The sequence below is a fragment of the Paenibacillus baimaensis genome (assembly GCF_025567575.1).
Map to the genome: position 1 here is coordinate 133,982 of NZ_JAOQIO010000110.1, position 16,036 is coordinate 150,017.

The following is a 16,036-nucleotide window of genomic DNA, read 5'->3' on the forward strand; positions in this document are numbered from 1 at the left end:
TCAAGCTCCCCCTTCGGCGGATGATTTCATATCTTCCCATCTCAACTCGACACGAAAACCGGTTAACGGGGACTGGGAAAAGGACAAGCCTGATGTGCCACCGTACATATGGAGCAGTCTTTGGTGAATGTTCCACAACCCACAGCCCATTTCTTCATTCAACGGAATCGTGATTCGCCTTTGCAGCTCCTTCAATCCTTCAGGGGGAAGGCCAGGTCCTGTGTCATCCACAATAATGGTATGGACACCGTTCTTAGACTCCCCGTGAATTCGAAGCATGCCGTACTCCAGACTATTTTCCATCCCATGAATAACTGCATTTTCAACAAGCGGCTGAATAATGAGCCTTGGAATTTCCATTCCCATCATCGCCTCAGGAATCTCAATTTCGTAATGAAACCTTTGAATACGCAGCATCTGGATTTTCAAATAGTTTTCAATCAGCTTCAGCTCTTCACTCACCGTTGTCATCGTTTTCTCCAGCCGCGTGGTGTAACGGTAATATTCGCCCAAATTTAAAGCCATCGCCACCACTGCCTCCTGATCGCCTAATTTGGCCATGCTTTTAATATAAAATAAACAATTATATAAGAAATGCGGGTTGATTTGTGACTGCAAATGCTTTAAGGTAGCCTCCCGGGACTGTAACGTTTCCTTATATACCTTTTCGATCAGCTCTTGAATTTGCTCAGCCATTTCGTTAAAGCTGACGAACAGAAAATCAAATTCATTGTTAGGCTGCTTCCTTAGCCGCGAAGAGTACTGCCCCTGTTTAATTCTTTGCACGCCTCGCAGCAGCAATTGAATCGGCTTTTGAACATTGCGATATAACAAAAGCGTCGCCAAAATACTTAACACCATTAACAATCCCACAGAGGTATAGAACAAATTCCGGCTCGTTGTAATTGGGAAGAAAATGCTCTCCAGCGGCACAATATCGATCAGATACCAGTCCAGACTCTCGGAGCGGATATAATTAACAATATACTTTTGTTTATCCAACGAGATGTTCAGACTTCCGTTATAGGCAAGCTGCGAATGGTCCAGCTGTTCAATAATTCGGTTTACAAGTATCCGGTTAGCAGAATAATTAACGATAGGTTCCATACCTGTCCGGTATAAAAAAGGCTCTCTTTGGCCTCCTTGCTTCAGCGTGCTCAGCATGTTTTTGATATTGTCATCCGTGAATCTCACCTCAACAAGCAGGTTGGTCAGGTCGGTTTCATGCACTTTGGCAAAATAACTTTGATACATTCCGTATACTAATGAGCTGCGGTGCAGCCATTTTCTCGAACCCGGATTAAGCAGATAGTTCTCCTCATAACGCACTGAGTAATCGGGAGATAAGATTTCTTTAGAATCGAGCAAGTATAAAATGAGCTGATTATTCCAACCACTAGTTGCTGTTTGAATATTAAGGGTATCAGCGATCCGAAGCTGTTTTTGCAATAACGTACGGGATTCATCGGAATTGCGACTGTCAAAATATTGTTTGATATTATAATCCCGGCTGACCGTAACCGGAAACTTCGTCAATTGGTCAATCATCATCTCCATCTGACTCATAAAAAAAGACAGCCTGTTGCGATTCGTGTCCTCCACGGTCTCTCTCACCACATTTACGCTTACCTGATAGGAGTACCCATATAATAAAATGATCGGAATCAGCAGAAAAAAAACAAGAGCAATTACTTTGCCGAAGGTGTTCATCCTTAATTTCATACCCGTAACCTTCCCCCATTTCCTCATGATGTCATCTCTAACTTTTATTTTATTGTGTCCAGCATTTTTAGCTATAGCATTAACTTAACATTTAGGGGATTAATTTAATTGAATTCAGCGGGTTGCTGTACGCTGAACTACGCTATGTGGGGTTCGACAACTACGATATAACAACAAGAACGCACGCTCTGGAGCTGCGTGCGTCATAAAAGCGTATCAAACAGATACCGGTATGCCGGAGGTTTTACTTGATACTGTGTTTCTCTGGCAGCAGCATATTAATAAACCGGTTGGCCGCCGCAGATACGGGAACGCCCTTGAGCGTAACAATCCCAGCCTGCCGTGACGGTATGGGCTCCTTCAGCTTAATTTCAACCAGTACGCCCGATGCGAGTTCAGGCGATACGAAATTACGGATCACATAAGCAATACCAAGTCCAATCCGTGCAAAATCAACCAGCAGGTCGATGCTGCCCAGTTCAATTTCCGGCTGAAGCTTCACCCCTCTAGCTTCCGCAAAGCTGTCAGCGTAACGGCGAATACTGCTCCCCTTCTCTAGTAGCAGCAGTGGATAGGTAATCAACCGTTCCATCGTAATCGGAGCTTGCGCCAGCGCCAAATAATCCTTTCCTGCTACAAACGTGTCCTGCAATTCCAACGCTTCCTGTACCTGCAGCTGTTTATCCTCGATTGGCAAATTGATAATACCGAAGTCAACCCTCCCCTGCTTCAGCAAATCAATCGTTTCCTGTGTCGTCCGGTTCGTCACTCGCAGCTTAACGAACGGATAATCGTGGTGAAACCGCTCCACATGTGGCAGTAAAAAATGCTTGCACAGCGTATCGCTTGCACCAATAGTAATTTCCCCGCTGTGCAGCTCATGTATCGAAGCGATTTCTTTTTCTCCAGCTTCAATGAAGTGGTACGCTTTCTCGATATATCGAAATAGCACCTCTCCCTCGTGCGTCAGCTTGACCCCTTTATAGGTTCGAAAGAACAGCTTGCTGCCCAGTCTGTTCTCCAGCTGCTTAACAGCATAGCTCACTGCCGGCTGGGTAATATAAAGCTCATCCGCTGCTTTGGAGAAACTTCCAGTCATAGCGATTTTGTAGAAAACCCGATACCATTCCAAATTTTCCAGCACCAATATCAACCCCCTTTATATCCTATATCAATAACATCAATTTAACTTATATCTTAATACAGATTATACTGAAACCTGTAGGAGCAAGCAATCTGATGGAAAGAGGCGATGAATATGCCGGTTACGGCTGTAGTAGGAGCTAATTGGGGAGATGAAGGTAAAGGTAAAATGACGGATGCATGGGCATCCCAATCGGATTATGTAGTGCGTTATCAGGGGGGAAGCAATGCAGGCCATACGATTATTAATGACTATGGCAAATTCGTGCTCAACTTGCTGCCCTCAGGTGTATTTGATCCTCATGTGATCAATGTGATCGGACCCGGAGTTGCACTTAACATATCTGATCTGATGAAGGAATGGAACAATCTGCAGGCACGTGGGATTCCGGCACCCCAGCTGGTCGTATCGGAGCGTGCTCAGGTGCTGATGCCTTACCATGTCCTCTTCGACGAGTTGGAAGAAGCACGCCTCGGTGCGAACAGCTTTGGGTCGACCAAGATGGGAATTTCCCCGTTTTATGCGGATAAATATGCGAAGCTGGGTATTCAGGTCTCCGAGCTCTATGATCCAGAGCATTTACGGACCCGACTGGAGGCCTCGCTAGCTGCCAAAAACGTACTGCTGCAGCATCTATACGGGCAACCGCCTGTTCAGGTAGACGAGCTGATCCCGGAATTAATGAAGCTGGCTGCATGGCTGAAGCCTTTTGTTACGGATACAACAACGATGCTGAATCAGGCATTGGCGGAAGGTAAGCACATCCTCGTTGAAGGTCAACTCGGCTCCCTGCGTGATCCTGATCATGGCATTTATCCATTTACGACCTCTTCCTCTACGCTGGCTGGCTTTGCCTCGGTAGGAGCCGGGATTCCTCCCCATTCGATCCAACGTGTTCTTGCCGTAGTGAAGGCATACTCAAGCTGTGTCGGGGCTGGGCCTTTTGTGATGGAGCTTGAGGGAGATGCTGCTGAAGAGCTGCGCAAACGCGGTGGGGATGCTGGAGAATACGGATCCAAAACTGGACGCCCAAGACGGGTAGGCTGGTTCGATGCTGTGGCAACCCGATATGGCTGTGAGGTACAGGGAGCCACAGAGGTGGCCTTAACGAACCTGGATGTACTCGGTTATCTGGATGAGATTCCGATCTGTACAGCGTATGAGCTGGATGGTCACAAAACCATGATATTTCCGGTGTCCGAGCAGCTTCAGTATGCCAACCCGGTAATCGAAACAGTCCCTGGTTGGAAATGCGATATTTCCCACATTCGCCGTTTTGAGGATTTACCCGAGCAGGCACAAGCCTATGTCGCCTTACTGGAAAAGCTGATCCAGACGCCCATTCGTTGGGTATCCAACGGTCCGAACCGTGAGCAGTTGATGGACAGAGTCTAGAGCTCTTCAAAGCGAAAAAACCGCTTTATCCCCCTGCGGGTATATGAGCGGTTTTTGACATTTGAACAACCAGAACGGGATCCATCGATCAGCTCTATCTGATTTTATAACGACTTGATAGCTTCCAACACTTCGGCCACGTGCCCGTCGACCTGAACCACACGCCATTCTTTGATCAGAACACCCTGCTCGTCGATCAAAAATGTAGAGCGCTCCACGCCATAAAACTGCTTTCCGTCTCGTTCGCGAAGCTTCCACACGCCGAATTGCTCGCATACCTGATGATCAACATCACTAAGCAGCAAAAAGGGCAGCTGGTATTCGTTGATGAATTGATTATGGGAGGCCAGATCATCCGGACTAATTCCGATCACCTCGGTATTTAATTGGCCAAATTGACCGTTAAAATCTCTGAATTCGCAGGATTCCTTGGTGCAGCCAGGTGTCATATCTTTCGGATAAAAGTAGATCAGTACCCTCTTGCCACGAAAATCACTGAGAGAAACTTCGGCTCCATTCGCCGCTGGTAAAGTAAAATCTGGTACCGCTTGTTGAACTTGAACAGCTGTCATGGTTTGGGCTCCTTTACACGTTATTGGAATGGGTTTATAGACTTGCACATATGCAGCACTCTGAGATCGTTATTCCTATTTTACCATAAATCCCACCTGATATAAGAACTATCCATTTGCATGCTTGTATGTATCAAATCGTTATCATTTTGTCATCTAACTGAAATAAAGTATTCATCTTCTCTTCATGTAGTTAGGCTATACTAATCCATGACCCCCTTTTTAAAATATAGTTTGACTTAAGACCCGCGGCCCGTTGCTAGCGGGTCTCTTTTTGTCTATATGCTCACCAACAGGCATTATCCATCACCCCTATTCTCACTCGAAGACCCTCTCCAATAAGCTGCCAGTATTCCTTAAATGGCCCGATTGTCCGTTTTTGGATAGCTCATGTCGCAAATAGACATGTATTTGGCCTAATCGAACATAACGTGCCAAGCAAAAATCGTTTATGATAAATAAATAAAACAAATAAAAGCCAGTGTTATACTTGGTATTAGTGCGTGTTCAAAAAGTCTCCTTTCAGCACCGAGAAGTAAAAGTTTTCGTAGAAAACTCGCTTCGTAAGCTGTAAAGAAGGAGGAGCAGAGTTTAGGCAAACCTAAATGAGCACCGCACTTCGAGCCTGAATGCAAGATTCGATGCCGAGTAGGCTTCCAGTGAAACTTCGTGATCAAAGGGGACTTTTTGAACTACCTCTATTAAGGTAGGAGTGATTTATTTAGATAAAACAGGAGATGGTACCATTGCTAATCAAAACATTTGAGGGCTACCAAAAAGAAGGCTATCCACTCTGGATTCAACGTTCCTCCCATGGGCAGCACAATTTGATTGAAGAACACGGTCATGATTTTATTGAAGTGGTCTATGTCGTTCACGGTGGCGGCATGCACAAGATTAATGAGGAATATTACGAAATTCGGGCGGGTGACGTGTACACGATTCTTCCTGGCGAAAGCCATTCTTATCTCGATGTAGCGGACAGCGGGCTTGAAATCATCAACTGCCTGTTCCTCCCAGAAACGGTTCGGAACGGGCTGCCGCTTGAACCGACCCAGCTTCACAGTCTCGCCTATTTGGCACCCTTTTATGACATTCTCGAGCATTTGCCCAAAAGATCGAGATTAACCTCCCGGCAATCCTCGGTTGTATTGGGATTGCTTGCGAGTATGATTCAGGAAATCAAGCTGCGTGATACTGCATTTGAAACCATCCTCAGTCACAAATTAATAGATCTGCTCATTCTGCTTTCCCGTTACCATTCGCAGCGCGAGCTTGAGGAAACTGGCTCCAAGCCGCTGTCGAGCGGACACGAGATTCTGATCCGTAAGGTTTGCGCGTTTCTCGAAAGCAATTATCAGTACAAAATTACAGGCATCCTGTTAGCCCAGCATTTCAGTATTAGCCAACGGCATCTGAACAGGGTATTTCGGCAGGAAACAGGAACGAGCATCACCTCCAAGCTGCAAAATATCCGGATAGAGCGCGCCAAGCATATGCTTCATGAAACCGAACGAAGCATTGAATCGATTTCGCTGGCTGTTGGCTTCGGTGATACTTCTTTTTTTACCCGCTTGTTTGCACGAATTGTTGGAGATACACCGAGCAGTTTTCGCAAGCAGGCCAAGAACCGACGTATTTCATAAATGACCTAACACGTTCTATATAGAGAGGAAGACCGGATATGCGTATACAAAGAGAGAACCTACTGAACCCAACACCAGACAAGAAGAGATTTTCAAGTCAACCATCACTGCTCGGAGGCACCAGCATTTTATTGCTCATGCTGCCTTTGGCGTTATCCGCCTGCGGCGCAAGCCCGGCTCCGGCCAACAACCCGGCTCCTGCTGCAGACACATCCATGAAAGGTCAGACAGAGGCTCCTTTAGAGGTGAGCATCATGACAATAACACCGAGTACACCTACAGCGAGCGAAGACAATGTGATCAAAAGAGCCATCGAAAAAGCGACCAATTCCAAAATGACGATACGCTGGACCTCCAATAATGTCTACTCGGACAAACTGAACATTTCATTGGCTTCGGGAGATATCGCTGATCTGACTATGATCAATAATCCTTTCACCAGCAATTTCCGCACCATGGCTGCACAAGGCGCATTCTGGGATATCACACCGTACATTAAGGACTATCCCAATTTCCAAAAAGGTGTCTCCCCCATAGCATGGGAATCTACCAAAATGGCCGACGGTAAAAACTACGGGATTCCTCGTGGACGCGACGAGAACGATGAAAGCTTTTTTATCATCCGCAAGGACTGGCTCGATAATGTCGGCCTTAAGCCACCTACGACCACAGATGAATTATATGAGGTCATGAAGGCTTTTAAAGAGAAGGATCCCGATAAGAACGGCAAGAACGATACAACAGCATTAGCCGCCTATATTCCGTCCGACGATACGACCACTGGAGGGGGAATCGGTCCCGCGCTGGGGATGATTGAAAGCTCCTTTACCGGCGTGACCGGAAGCTGGAAGCTGGTCGACAATGAGCTCGTTTATACGGCCTTGCTGCCTGAGGTGCGAAAATCATTGGAATACAACGCCAAGGCGTTCCAGGAGAAGTTGATGCCAGATGACTTGCTTTCCTTAAAAATCACACAGGTTCGTGACCTGTTCAAAACAAATAAAGCCGGAATCATTGTCGATAAATCCGGAACTGCGAGCCGGGTCTACACAACAGATTTAAAAAAGGTGGTCCCCGACTTTAAGGATACGGAGTTTTACCCGCTGACCTCCATCAATGGCTACACTCCGAAAAGCGCCGGATTCAACGGGATTCTGGCGATTCCCAAGTCCGTACCGGAAGCCAAAATGAAACGGATTTTGAAGCTGATCAATGACTGGATGAATACCGATGTGTCAGCCATCCAACGGTTCGGCTTTGAAGGTGTCCATCACCAAGTCGTCAATGGGGTAAAGGTGCAAATTGCAGACAAATTAAACGCCGACAATGCTTCCGACTTCAATCAAATTGTGAATCCGATTGATCCGAGTCTTGATCCCATACCTACCACGCCAGAGGGAAAAGCCTCCCAAGAGCTGTATGATAAAGTAAAGCAGGAGCGTTCCAAAGTGAGCATAGGAGATATCAGCACCGGCCTGAATTCGCCAACAGCGCAAAAGGTGCTTCCCGATCTGGAAAAGAAAATTCAGGATCTGAAAGCCAAAATTATTTATGGACGCGAGCCCATCACAGCCTGGGACGATTTTGTCGCCAAGACAAAATCCGATCCGAACGTGATCAAGATGTCCGAAGAAATGACGCAGGCTTATCTTACACGAGTCGGTAAATAAAGTGAATAATCTGACGCGCGATCTGAGAAAAAACCTTTATTTGTACCTGCTGGCTTTGCCTGGTGTCCTGTTTTTCATTGTGTTTAAATATGTGCCGATGTGGGGCGTCATGATCGCCTTTCAAAACTATTCTCCGCTCAGCGGTATTCTGCACAGCCCTTGGATCGGCCTGGAGCATTTTGAACGTTTTTTTGCCACCTCCGATTTCTGGCTGCTGTTCCGCAATACGCTGGCTATCAATACGCTGAGTCTGCTGTTCTTTTTTCCGCTGCCGATTGTGGTGTCTCTGATGCTTAACGAGCTTCGGGGTGTCATCTACAAAAGGATCATACAATCCGTCATTTATATGCCGCACTTTTTATCCTGGGTCATTATCGCCAGCTTGACGTTTATGCTGTTTGCGAGAGGCGAAGGTTTGGTCAATCATGTGCTGGAGGCGGGCGGCTGGTCGCGTATTGACGTTCTGACCAACCCCGATCTGTTCTGGATCATGGTTACGCTGCAGTCCATGTGGAAGGAAGCCGGGTGGGGAACCATCGTATTCCTTGCGGCGATCTCCGGGATTGATCCGCAGATTTACGAGGCAGCGCGAATTGACGGGGCGGGACGATTGCGTCAGATGTGGCATGTCACATTGCCATCAATCCGCAGCGTCATTGTCATACTGCTGATCTTGCGGCTGGGCGATATTATGGATGTAGGCTTCGAGCATATCTTCCTGATGTACAACGGAGCCGTCTCTCAGGTGGCCGAAGTTTTTGATACCTACGTATACCGGACAGGCATTCAACGGGGTCAGTTCAGCTACAGCACAGCTGTTGGCTTGTTCAAATCGGTTATCGGACTGATCCTGGTCATCTTGTCCAACCGTCTGGCCCGCAAGCTCGGCGAAGAGGGCGTATATTGATTGTATGAGGAGGAAATGCAAATGAAACCCCACAATGCTGGCAGCCTGATCTTCCAAACGTTAAATATATCCTTACTCGGGCTGCTGGGACTGGTCACCGTCTTCCCGTTCTATTACGTGCTGATTGTATCGCTAACGGACCCAACGGAGTACATGCTCGATAAGTGGACGTTATTCCCAAACCATTGGAGCCTTGCCTCTTATGAGTATCTGCTCTCCACAAAAGCGTTCCTTCGTTCAATGGGCAACAGCACCTTTCTGGCAACCGTAGGAACCGCCTGCAGCTTGTTGCTAACCTCTTCTCTCGCCTATGCCTTATCCCGCCACAGGATGAGCGGGCGGCGTATAGTGCTGATGATGGTGCTGCTGACGATCCTGTTCAGCCCGGGTATCATTCCACATTATATACTGGTCAGACAGATCGGATTGATCGGCAGCCTCTGGTCCCTCATTATTCCTGCACTAGCCAGCGGGTGGAATGTTCTTTTGATGAAAGGCTTTTTTGCAAGCATCCCTGCCGAGCTGGATGAATCCGCGTCGATTGACGGAAGCAACGATATCCAGACGTGGGTTCGGATCATTCTTCCCTTATCGCTGCCTGCTATGGCCGCTTTCGGCTTATTTTATGCGGTTGGGTATTGGAATCAGTTTTTTCAGGCACTATTGTATATCAACGATTCTGCCAAATGGCCCATTCAGGTTCTGCTGCAAAATATGCTGCTGAGTGCATCCAACACGGATCTGGAAGCCTACGATGTTACTCAGCAGGCTCCTCCATCGGAAATGCTCAAAATGGCTGCTGTTATTATTGCAACAGTACCCATTCTGATCGTGTATCCATTTTTGCAAAAACATTTTGCCAAAGGAGCTATGGTAGGCTCAGTAAAAGGATAACAATTCAATGTATCGGAGGTCTTCGGTCATGGTACCAACCAAACCAAACATTATTTTTCTAATGACAGACCAGCAGCGATGGGACTGTCTGGGGCAATTTAACGAGCATATTCAAACACCCAATCTGGACAAATTGGCAGAGCGTGGAATTACCTACAATCAGGCCGTTTGCCAGGCTCCCATGTGCGTACCGAGCCGAAGCTCGATGATGTTTGGCTTCTACCCATCGCAGCTCGGCGTACGTACGAACCATGGTGGCTTATATGAGGAACAGAAGCTGCCCTCCGAACCTTTGCCGGAGCTGATGCGTCGTGCAGGCTACCATACAGCCGGATTTGGAAAGACACACTGGAATCATGGACTGCATAACCCGCTTCCGCCAACCCGCGGTTTTGATGTACGGGCTGTGGGCCTTGCAAGGAACAGCGGACATTATGAACAGGACGCAGCCATGATGGGTGATCTGGAGCCTGATGGATTACAGGCCTATCACGAAGAAACGAAACACTACGGCAGCGGCGAGGAGAATGCATTGGGCTACATTGGAGCTACAAGCCAAATACCGATGGAGCATCATCGGGACGGCTGGGTTGCCGAGCAATGCCTGCGCTACATTGAGGATGGGATTGATCAGACCAAACCTTTGTTCTTGTACTTGTCCTTTCTAAAGCCTCACGCGGGGTTTAACGTCCCCAAAGAGTTCGAGGACCTGTACCAGTTGCACGACATTCCCGATATCGCCCAGCCGCCATGGATGTATGAAACCGACACCCATCTTGCTTCCGAAGATGAAGCCAGCTCTGAGAGCAATTATTCCAAGCGCAGAGCTGTCTGGGAGACGCTCACGCCAGAAGAGCGCAAGCGTACGACCCTGCGCTATTGGGCAAACTGCTCCTGGCTTGACCATTATTTTGGACGTGTGCTTGATGGTCTGGAACAGCAAGGCATTCTGGACAACGCGCTCATCGTATTCGTCTCGGATCATGGGGAGATGCTGGGGGAGCGCCGTTATCGGTTCAGCAAATACTGCCTGTATGACAGCAGCGTTCGTGTGCCCATGATCCTTTCAGGTACATATGTACCTGAAGCCCGACAGGGAACGGTAGATGAACGTCCGGCTGAACTGATTGATTTGGTGCCGACCTTAAGCGAAGTAGCGGGATTGCCTCGCAATCCACTTCTGCCGGGCCTGGATTTATTCGACAGCTTGCAGCGTAAAGGAACCTTTTGCGAGTTGCATAGCAAAACGGCATCCGCACGCCATTCCACTCCAGGCTTGATGTGGCGCAAGAAGGACTGGAAGCTTATCCTTTACATGAATGGTACTCTGAACGATGCCGTAGGCAGAGTTGACGAATTTCAAGGTGAGCTTTACCATCTTGCTGAAGACCCTAATGAGTGGACCAATCTGTATACCGATGAAACTCATGCAAGACGTCGGGAACAAATGACCGGGGAGCTACTGATGCATTTGGCTTGCACCTGGTCGAGAGGACCCGTGTTTTATGATAGTCACGGATTTGAGGCGCTGGACGTGAACGGTTGAGGCTTATGCAGATATTATTCGTTATCATTTTGTCATCTAACTGAAATAAAGTATTCATCTTCTCTTCATGTAGTTAGGCTATACTAATCCATGACCCCCTTTTTAAAATATAGTTTGACTTAAGACCCGCGGCCCGTTGCTAGCGGGTCTCTTTTTGTCCTGTTTCGGGTCTCATGCAGCAGGGTAATAGACAACATGGAAGGAAACCTTATCCGAAAGGAGCGTGGTGACATGATTGGAATCGTCATTACTATTATCATGGCAATCGTTATTGGAGCTATTGGTTCCGCAATAGCACCGGGCGGAATGCCGGGCGGCATCCTCGGCTCAATGATTGCCGGATTTGTAGGAGCGTGGCTCGGTAGCTGGCTGCTGGGAGCATGGGGTCCTGTTATCGGAGGCTTTGCCGTAGTACCTGCAATTATTGGGGCTGCATTGTTCGTCTTCCTGTTGACTTTATTGTCAAGAACGATGAACAGCAGATCCTATTAATTACACAAAAAAACAAATGGGAGTGGATAATCATGAGTACAGTATCGAATCGTAGCAACGTAATCACAGCAACAATTATTGGTGGCGCCGTAGGTGCAGTAGTCGCTTTATTATTGGCACCGAAATCAGGTCGTGAGCTTAGAGAAGATATTAAAGAAACAGTTCAAACTCTTCAATCCAAAAGCTCGGAATGGGTGGAGCAAGCCAAAACCACTACAGCAGACGCCATTCAGCTAGTTTCGGAGCATGGCTCTGAGCTGTTGGACAAAGCCAAGAGTGCTGCTGACAGTGCAGCTCAATCTGCTCGCAATGCTACTGAATCCATTGCTCAGGCCGTTCATACAACGACGGATCAAGCCGCGAATACGATTCATCGAGTGACGGATCAGGCTGCTGATTCCACACATAGGGCAACAGATACGGCAGCTAATGCTACCAATCAGGCGTTACATGAAACCAAAAAGTTAGATGCTGTTGGCAGCAAAAACTAATTGAATGCTGATACGTACACCGCATCGGCATCATAGCAAACACTAGAACGGTTCCCCGCATGATAGGGAATCGTTCTTTTGCTGTATTCCAAGCCTTAAAACATTTGTCTAAACCCATCATTCGAGTGTGCGGAGAGAATGGGTATGGGACTCCGGCCGCTGTTGAAGCTCGTGTTCCCTGAATGGAAAGCTTGCAGCGGTTGGAACACGAGCTTCAAAGGCGGACGCTAGCGCTCCTCCACCCCACACCCATTCCCTCTCTTGTTCTACTCTGAGCTTGGGGCTATTCCCTTCTTTCAGAGCCGATCTGGAAGAGCCGATATCAGCTCTGTCACCTACCTTGTAGTATTCCAGGTACAGATTTATTACTTTTCCTATGTAGTGACACTGGCGCACCCTCCAGCTGGTCATGCATGAAAGATGCTTGTGGTACGATGTTTTACATCGTACCAGATACTTAGTTCATGGCAGATGCTCCTACTATGAGGTTCCCGCTACCTTTCCCTTCTATATATACAAAAGAGATGGTAGCAGGATACTCCCCGCTGCCATCTCTTATATTCGCTTACAAACCCTTGTCGGGTGCTTACTTTTCCAATAACTGCAAAAATTGCTCCGGCTCTTTTCTTTCATTAAGCAGCTGGCCTACATGGAGCTTGGGTCGGTCTGGTTTAACAAAATGCCCATTTTCCAGATAGTAGCCCTTCTCTTTAGCGGCAGCGTGCAGCTTGCAAAAGTGTTCCGCCGCAACGATAGCTTCCTCCAACCGAGTGAACGTTTCCAACACATTGCCTTTTCCTAACGGATTTGATTTAGATTGAATACTTACCTGATAGGAGTTTGAATCTGTCTCATGCACCAATACATCGCTGCCCTCACAGGTAATACTGTGTTTTATCGTCATAACATCCACCGCCTTTTCGAGTTGTACTACTGGAGTTCTTACTACTTATTACCCGCTGGGCGTTACCCTGAATCAATTTAAAAACGCGCCCTCTCCAGAGGACGCGTTTTACAGGAATAATCTATGAGTTCTATACATCATGGCTACCTCTGGATTCTGCAAAAAATGTTTTCAGCTTATCCAAGGCTCGCTTCTGGATTCGTGAAACGCTCATCTGTGAAACCTCCAGCTCTTGAGCGATCATTCTTTGCGACTGGCCCTCCACATAAGCAAGATGAAGCACCTGCTGCTCCTCAGGCTTCAATTGACGCATAGCTTCCTCGATATCAAGCCGCCTCTCCAGCTGTTGAAAATCGTCTTTGTCGGTACCCAACAGATCACCGATGGTAGCCCCATTTTCTTCCGTGGAAAGAGGTGTATCCAGAGAGACATAGTGGTAATACTCTCTTCCTGCCAAAATTTCTATCGTTTCTTCAACGGTTAATTCCACGTCAGCCGCGATCTCTTCTACATTCGGTGAACGCTCCAGGATCACTGTCAGGCGATCTATCGCTTCCTGAATCCGACCGCCCTTTTCCTTTACCCGCCTTGGCACCTGAACATACCAGGATTTGTCCCGCAAGTAATTTTTCATATGCCCAATGACACTTTTCATCATATAAGGCTCGAACTGCACGCCTTGCGCAACATCGAATTGCTTAAAAAGTCGAAGCATCGACATTTGTCCCACTTGATATAAATCTTCGAAGAGGTCCGGACGATTGCGCGACATTTTACCTGCTGCCATTTTTACAAGGGATTCATACTTTAGCAGTAGCGTTGTTGCGACTTCATTACTTCCCGTTTCCTGATACTGTGTGATCAGCTCATGGGTATTGAATGCCGGTCTCTCAGAATTTAATTTCATACAAGTTCCTCACTTTTACTCAGCCATTTTGTCAAAATGACCTCTGTGCCTCCATTGCTTTTCACTTCGACTTCATCCATCAAAGCCTGCATGAGATAAATACCCAAACCACCGATATTGGCTTCATCCAACGTTTGCTCATGTAGGGACTGCGCTTGCTCTACCTTTTCTGCATAATTAAAGCTGGCTCCCTCGTCCTTCACAGAGATCCGGATACCTGTCTCAAGCAGCTCAAATTTCACATCCATAGTTCCTGTGCGCCCAGGCTCATAGGCATGTACAACTGCATTGTTGCATGCTTCGGCAACAGCAACCTTCATGTCTTCAATTTCCTCATAAGAAAAACCAACCTTACTGCATAGGCCATACAACGTCAACCTTACCACATCAATAAATTCCGCATCCGCAGGCAGAGTCATACAGACCATTCGATTGTTCCCATTCATATCGTCGCTTCTTTCCTTTCTAATTCGTATTATTCGAGGATTGTTGGATAAAAGATGTCAAGCCGGTCATATCGAATAAACGCTGAACCTTGAGCGGAATCTCCACCACTTCAATAGGTGCTTTCAACACGTGTCTGGCTTTTAACAAGGATAAAATCACACCAATTCCCGTACTATCGATATACTGAAGGTCCTTTAGATTAAGGATAAGCTTGCGTCCTGTATCTGCTACATAAGGGTCAGCGGCAGCCCGTAGCTCTGCAGCCTTGGACAAATCCAATTCTCCCTTTAAATACAGCAGCCAGCTGTCCGCTGTAGCCTCTTTCTCTATCTCAAATACATGTTGACGATTCATTCAAGTAGTTCCTCCTTCAAATCACCTTATAAGGGTGTACAATATATCTTATCTTTACCCTAACCCAAAGACTTCGAAACAGCAATTACGAATTATTTTGCTACTGCTGCTTCTTGCCTTCTATGTTTGATCTGGTGCCAGATATCAAGCACAAGTGGAATTGTGTTGATTGCTTTCGCAATCTTACTGGTAGTTGGGGAATATGCCTCACTAGCCACCTTCTCCTTAATGGTCCTCGCAACAGATACCGATGCATTTTTCACCGAGGTTGTAATTTCATCCACCGCTTCACCAACCTGCTTCACCGAATGAAAAGTAGGCTCCAAGCTATGCAGTTTATTTAGCACATCCACCGTGACAGCATTGGTATGACGAAGCACATCAGATGCTTCTTTAGTAACACCCACAACATGATTCTGCAGATCGTGGATCGTTGTATTGGTTTGGACCAATAGAGCGGACATCGACCTTAAAGTTGTGATCAAAAACACAACCAACACTACAAATGCCAAAGCTACCGCTGCAACACTAATTTCAATAATCATACTATTCATACGATATCCTCCTCCATATATACCCCTGAGTTTACCTGCTTCAGTTATGTTACTCATTACCCCTAGGGCCGTTATTTGAACCATTGATTCAACCGTATTTTACAAGGGTAATGGAAGTCATAAGCAGGTATCACAATAGCCTAAACTAAAAGGAGAGATCTACTATGGATGAGTTCAAAACCGAGAAGGTCAATACATCGGAAACACGTCTGGACAAAGGACAGGTCGCTTCTACCTTTATCAAGTATGCGGCTTACATCATTATTTTCTTCGGCTTTCTATACTTTATCGTCAAGTACGTATTCCCGGCTTTTCATTAAGTGATGGCAGCAAGCATCGCAGAACAAAGGTAAAGAAAAGACGTTAGCAGATGGGGATTAGTTACCATAAT

At 46.9% G+C, this 16,036-nt stretch carries 18 protein-coding genes; 9 read left to right on the forward strand and 9 right to left on the reverse strand.

Annotation, left to right across the window (positions count from 1 at the left end; all coding sequences use genetic code 11):
- Positions 1-1,722, reverse strand: coding sequence for a sensor histidine kinase (locus tag OB236_RS32530; protein ID WP_262687736.1), 1,722 nt, complete (start codon positions 1,720-1,722; stop codon positions 1-3).
- Positions 1,723-1,966: 244 nt separating this feature from the next.
- On the reverse strand, positions 1,967-2,866 hold the full coding sequence (locus OB236_RS32535; RefSeq protein WP_262687737.1) for a LysR family transcriptional regulator: 900 nt from the start codon (positions 2,864-2,866) through the stop codon (positions 1,967-1,969).
- 114 nt (positions 2,867-2,980) lie between these two features.
- On the opposite strand from OB236_RS32535, the gene OB236_RS32540 reads away from it, so the two are divergent.
- Positions 2,981-4,261, forward strand: coding sequence for an adenylosuccinate synthase (locus OB236_RS32540; protein ID WP_262687738.1), 1,281 nt, complete (start codon positions 2,981-2,983; stop codon positions 4,259-4,261).
- 104 nt (positions 4,262-4,365) lie between these two features.
- On the opposite strand, the gene bcp is transcribed toward OB236_RS32540, so the two are convergent.
- On the reverse strand, positions 4,366-4,833 hold the full coding sequence (gene bcp, locus OB236_RS32545; protein ID WP_076235715.1) for a thioredoxin-dependent thiol peroxidase: 468 nt from the start codon (positions 4,831-4,833) through the stop codon (positions 4,366-4,368).
- Between the two features lie 737 nt (positions 4,834-5,570).
- On the opposite strand from bcp, the gene OB236_RS32550 reads away from it, so the two are divergent.
- The 7 genes from OB236_RS32550 to OB236_RS32580 all read left to right on the forward strand — a co-directional run bounded on the left by OB236_RS32550 (position 5,571) and on the right by OB236_RS32580 (position 12,479).
- The gene (locus tag OB236_RS32550; RefSeq protein WP_262687739.1) at positions 5,571-6,479 is read left to right on the forward strand and encodes a helix-turn-helix domain-containing protein; all 909 of its coding nucleotides are present in this window, start codon (positions 5,571-5,573) and stop codon (positions 6,477-6,479) included.
- A 38-nt stretch (positions 6,480-6,517) separates the two neighbouring features.
- Positions 6,518-8,149, forward strand: a complete 1,632-nt coding sequence (locus OB236_RS32555; RefSeq protein WP_262687740.1) for a type 2 periplasmic-binding domain-containing protein — start codon at positions 6,518-6,520, stop codon at positions 8,147-8,149.
- Between the two features lies 1 nt (position 8,150).
- Positions 8,151-9,056: an ABC transporter permease gene (locus tag OB236_RS32560; protein ID WP_408638544.1), complete on the forward strand. Its 906-nt coding sequence runs from the start codon at positions 8,151-8,153 to the stop codon at positions 9,054-9,056.
- Between the two features lie 21 nt (positions 9,057-9,077).
- A complete protein-coding gene (locus OB236_RS32565; protein ID WP_408638545.1) occupies positions 9,078-9,950 on the forward strand; it encodes a carbohydrate ABC transporter permease in 873 nt (290 codons plus the stop codon).
- Positions 9,951-9,978: 28 nt separating this feature from the next.
- Positions 9,979-11,496: a sulfatase family protein gene (locus OB236_RS32570; RefSeq protein ID WP_262687743.1), complete on the forward strand. Its 1,518-nt coding sequence runs from the start codon at positions 9,979-9,981 to the stop codon at positions 11,494-11,496.
- A 231-nt stretch (positions 11,497-11,727) separates the two neighbouring features.
- On the forward strand, positions 11,728-11,988 hold the full coding sequence (locus tag OB236_RS32575; protein ID WP_262687745.1) for a GlsB/YeaQ/YmgE family stress response membrane protein: 261 nt from the start codon (positions 11,728-11,730) through the stop codon (positions 11,986-11,988).
- 32 nt (positions 11,989-12,020) lie between these two features.
- Complete coding sequence (locus OB236_RS32580; RefSeq protein WP_076235713.1) at positions 12,021-12,479, forward strand: YtxH domain-containing protein; 459 nt, start codon at positions 12,021-12,023, stop codon at positions 12,477-12,479.
- Positions 12,480-12,596: 117 nt separating this feature from the next.
- Here OB236_RS32580 and OB236_RS32585 read toward each other — a convergent pair whose 3' ends face one another.
- From OB236_RS32585 to OB236_RS32610, 6 genes are all read right to left on the reverse strand, one after another.
- Entirely contained in the window at positions 12,597-12,890 is a 294-nt protein-coding gene (locus tag OB236_RS32585) for a hypothetical protein (protein WP_262687746.1), read from the reverse strand.
- 175 nt (positions 12,891-13,065) lie between these two features.
- Positions 13,066-13,383 (reverse strand): hypothetical protein, encoded by a 318-nt coding sequence (locus OB236_RS32590; RefSeq protein ID WP_076235712.1) that lies wholly within the window; start codon positions 13,381-13,383, stop codon positions 13,066-13,068.
- A 130-nt stretch (positions 13,384-13,513) separates the two neighbouring features.
- Positions 13,514-14,290: a sigma-70 family RNA polymerase sigma factor gene (locus tag OB236_RS32595; RefSeq protein WP_076235711.1), complete on the reverse strand. Its 777-nt coding sequence runs from the start codon at positions 14,288-14,290 to the stop codon at positions 13,514-13,516.
- Positions 14,287-14,736: an anti-sigma B factor RsbW gene (rsbW, locus tag OB236_RS32600; RefSeq protein ID WP_076235710.1), complete on the reverse strand. Its 450-nt coding sequence runs from the start codon at positions 14,734-14,736 to the stop codon at positions 14,287-14,289. Before rsbW ends, OB236_RS32595 begins: the two co-directional genes overlap by 4 nt.
- A gap of 19 nt (positions 14,737-14,755) precedes the next feature.
- Positions 14,756-15,091, reverse strand: coding sequence for an STAS domain-containing protein (locus tag OB236_RS32605; RefSeq protein ID WP_076235709.1), 336 nt, complete (start codon positions 15,089-15,091; stop codon positions 14,756-14,758).
- 92 nt (positions 15,092-15,183) lie between these two features.
- The gene (locus OB236_RS32610; RefSeq protein ID WP_262687747.1) at positions 15,184-15,645 is read right to left on the reverse strand and encodes a DUF948 domain-containing protein; all 462 of its coding nucleotides are present in this window, start codon (positions 15,643-15,645) and stop codon (positions 15,184-15,186) included.
- Positions 15,646-15,809: 164 nt separating this feature from the next.
- On the opposite strand from OB236_RS32610, the gene OB236_RS32615 reads away from it, so the two are divergent.
- On the forward strand, positions 15,810-15,965 hold the full coding sequence (locus OB236_RS32615; protein WP_179097650.1) for a hypothetical protein: 156 nt from the start codon (positions 15,810-15,812) through the stop codon (positions 15,963-15,965).
- Positions 15,966-16,036 lie beyond the last annotated feature (71 nt).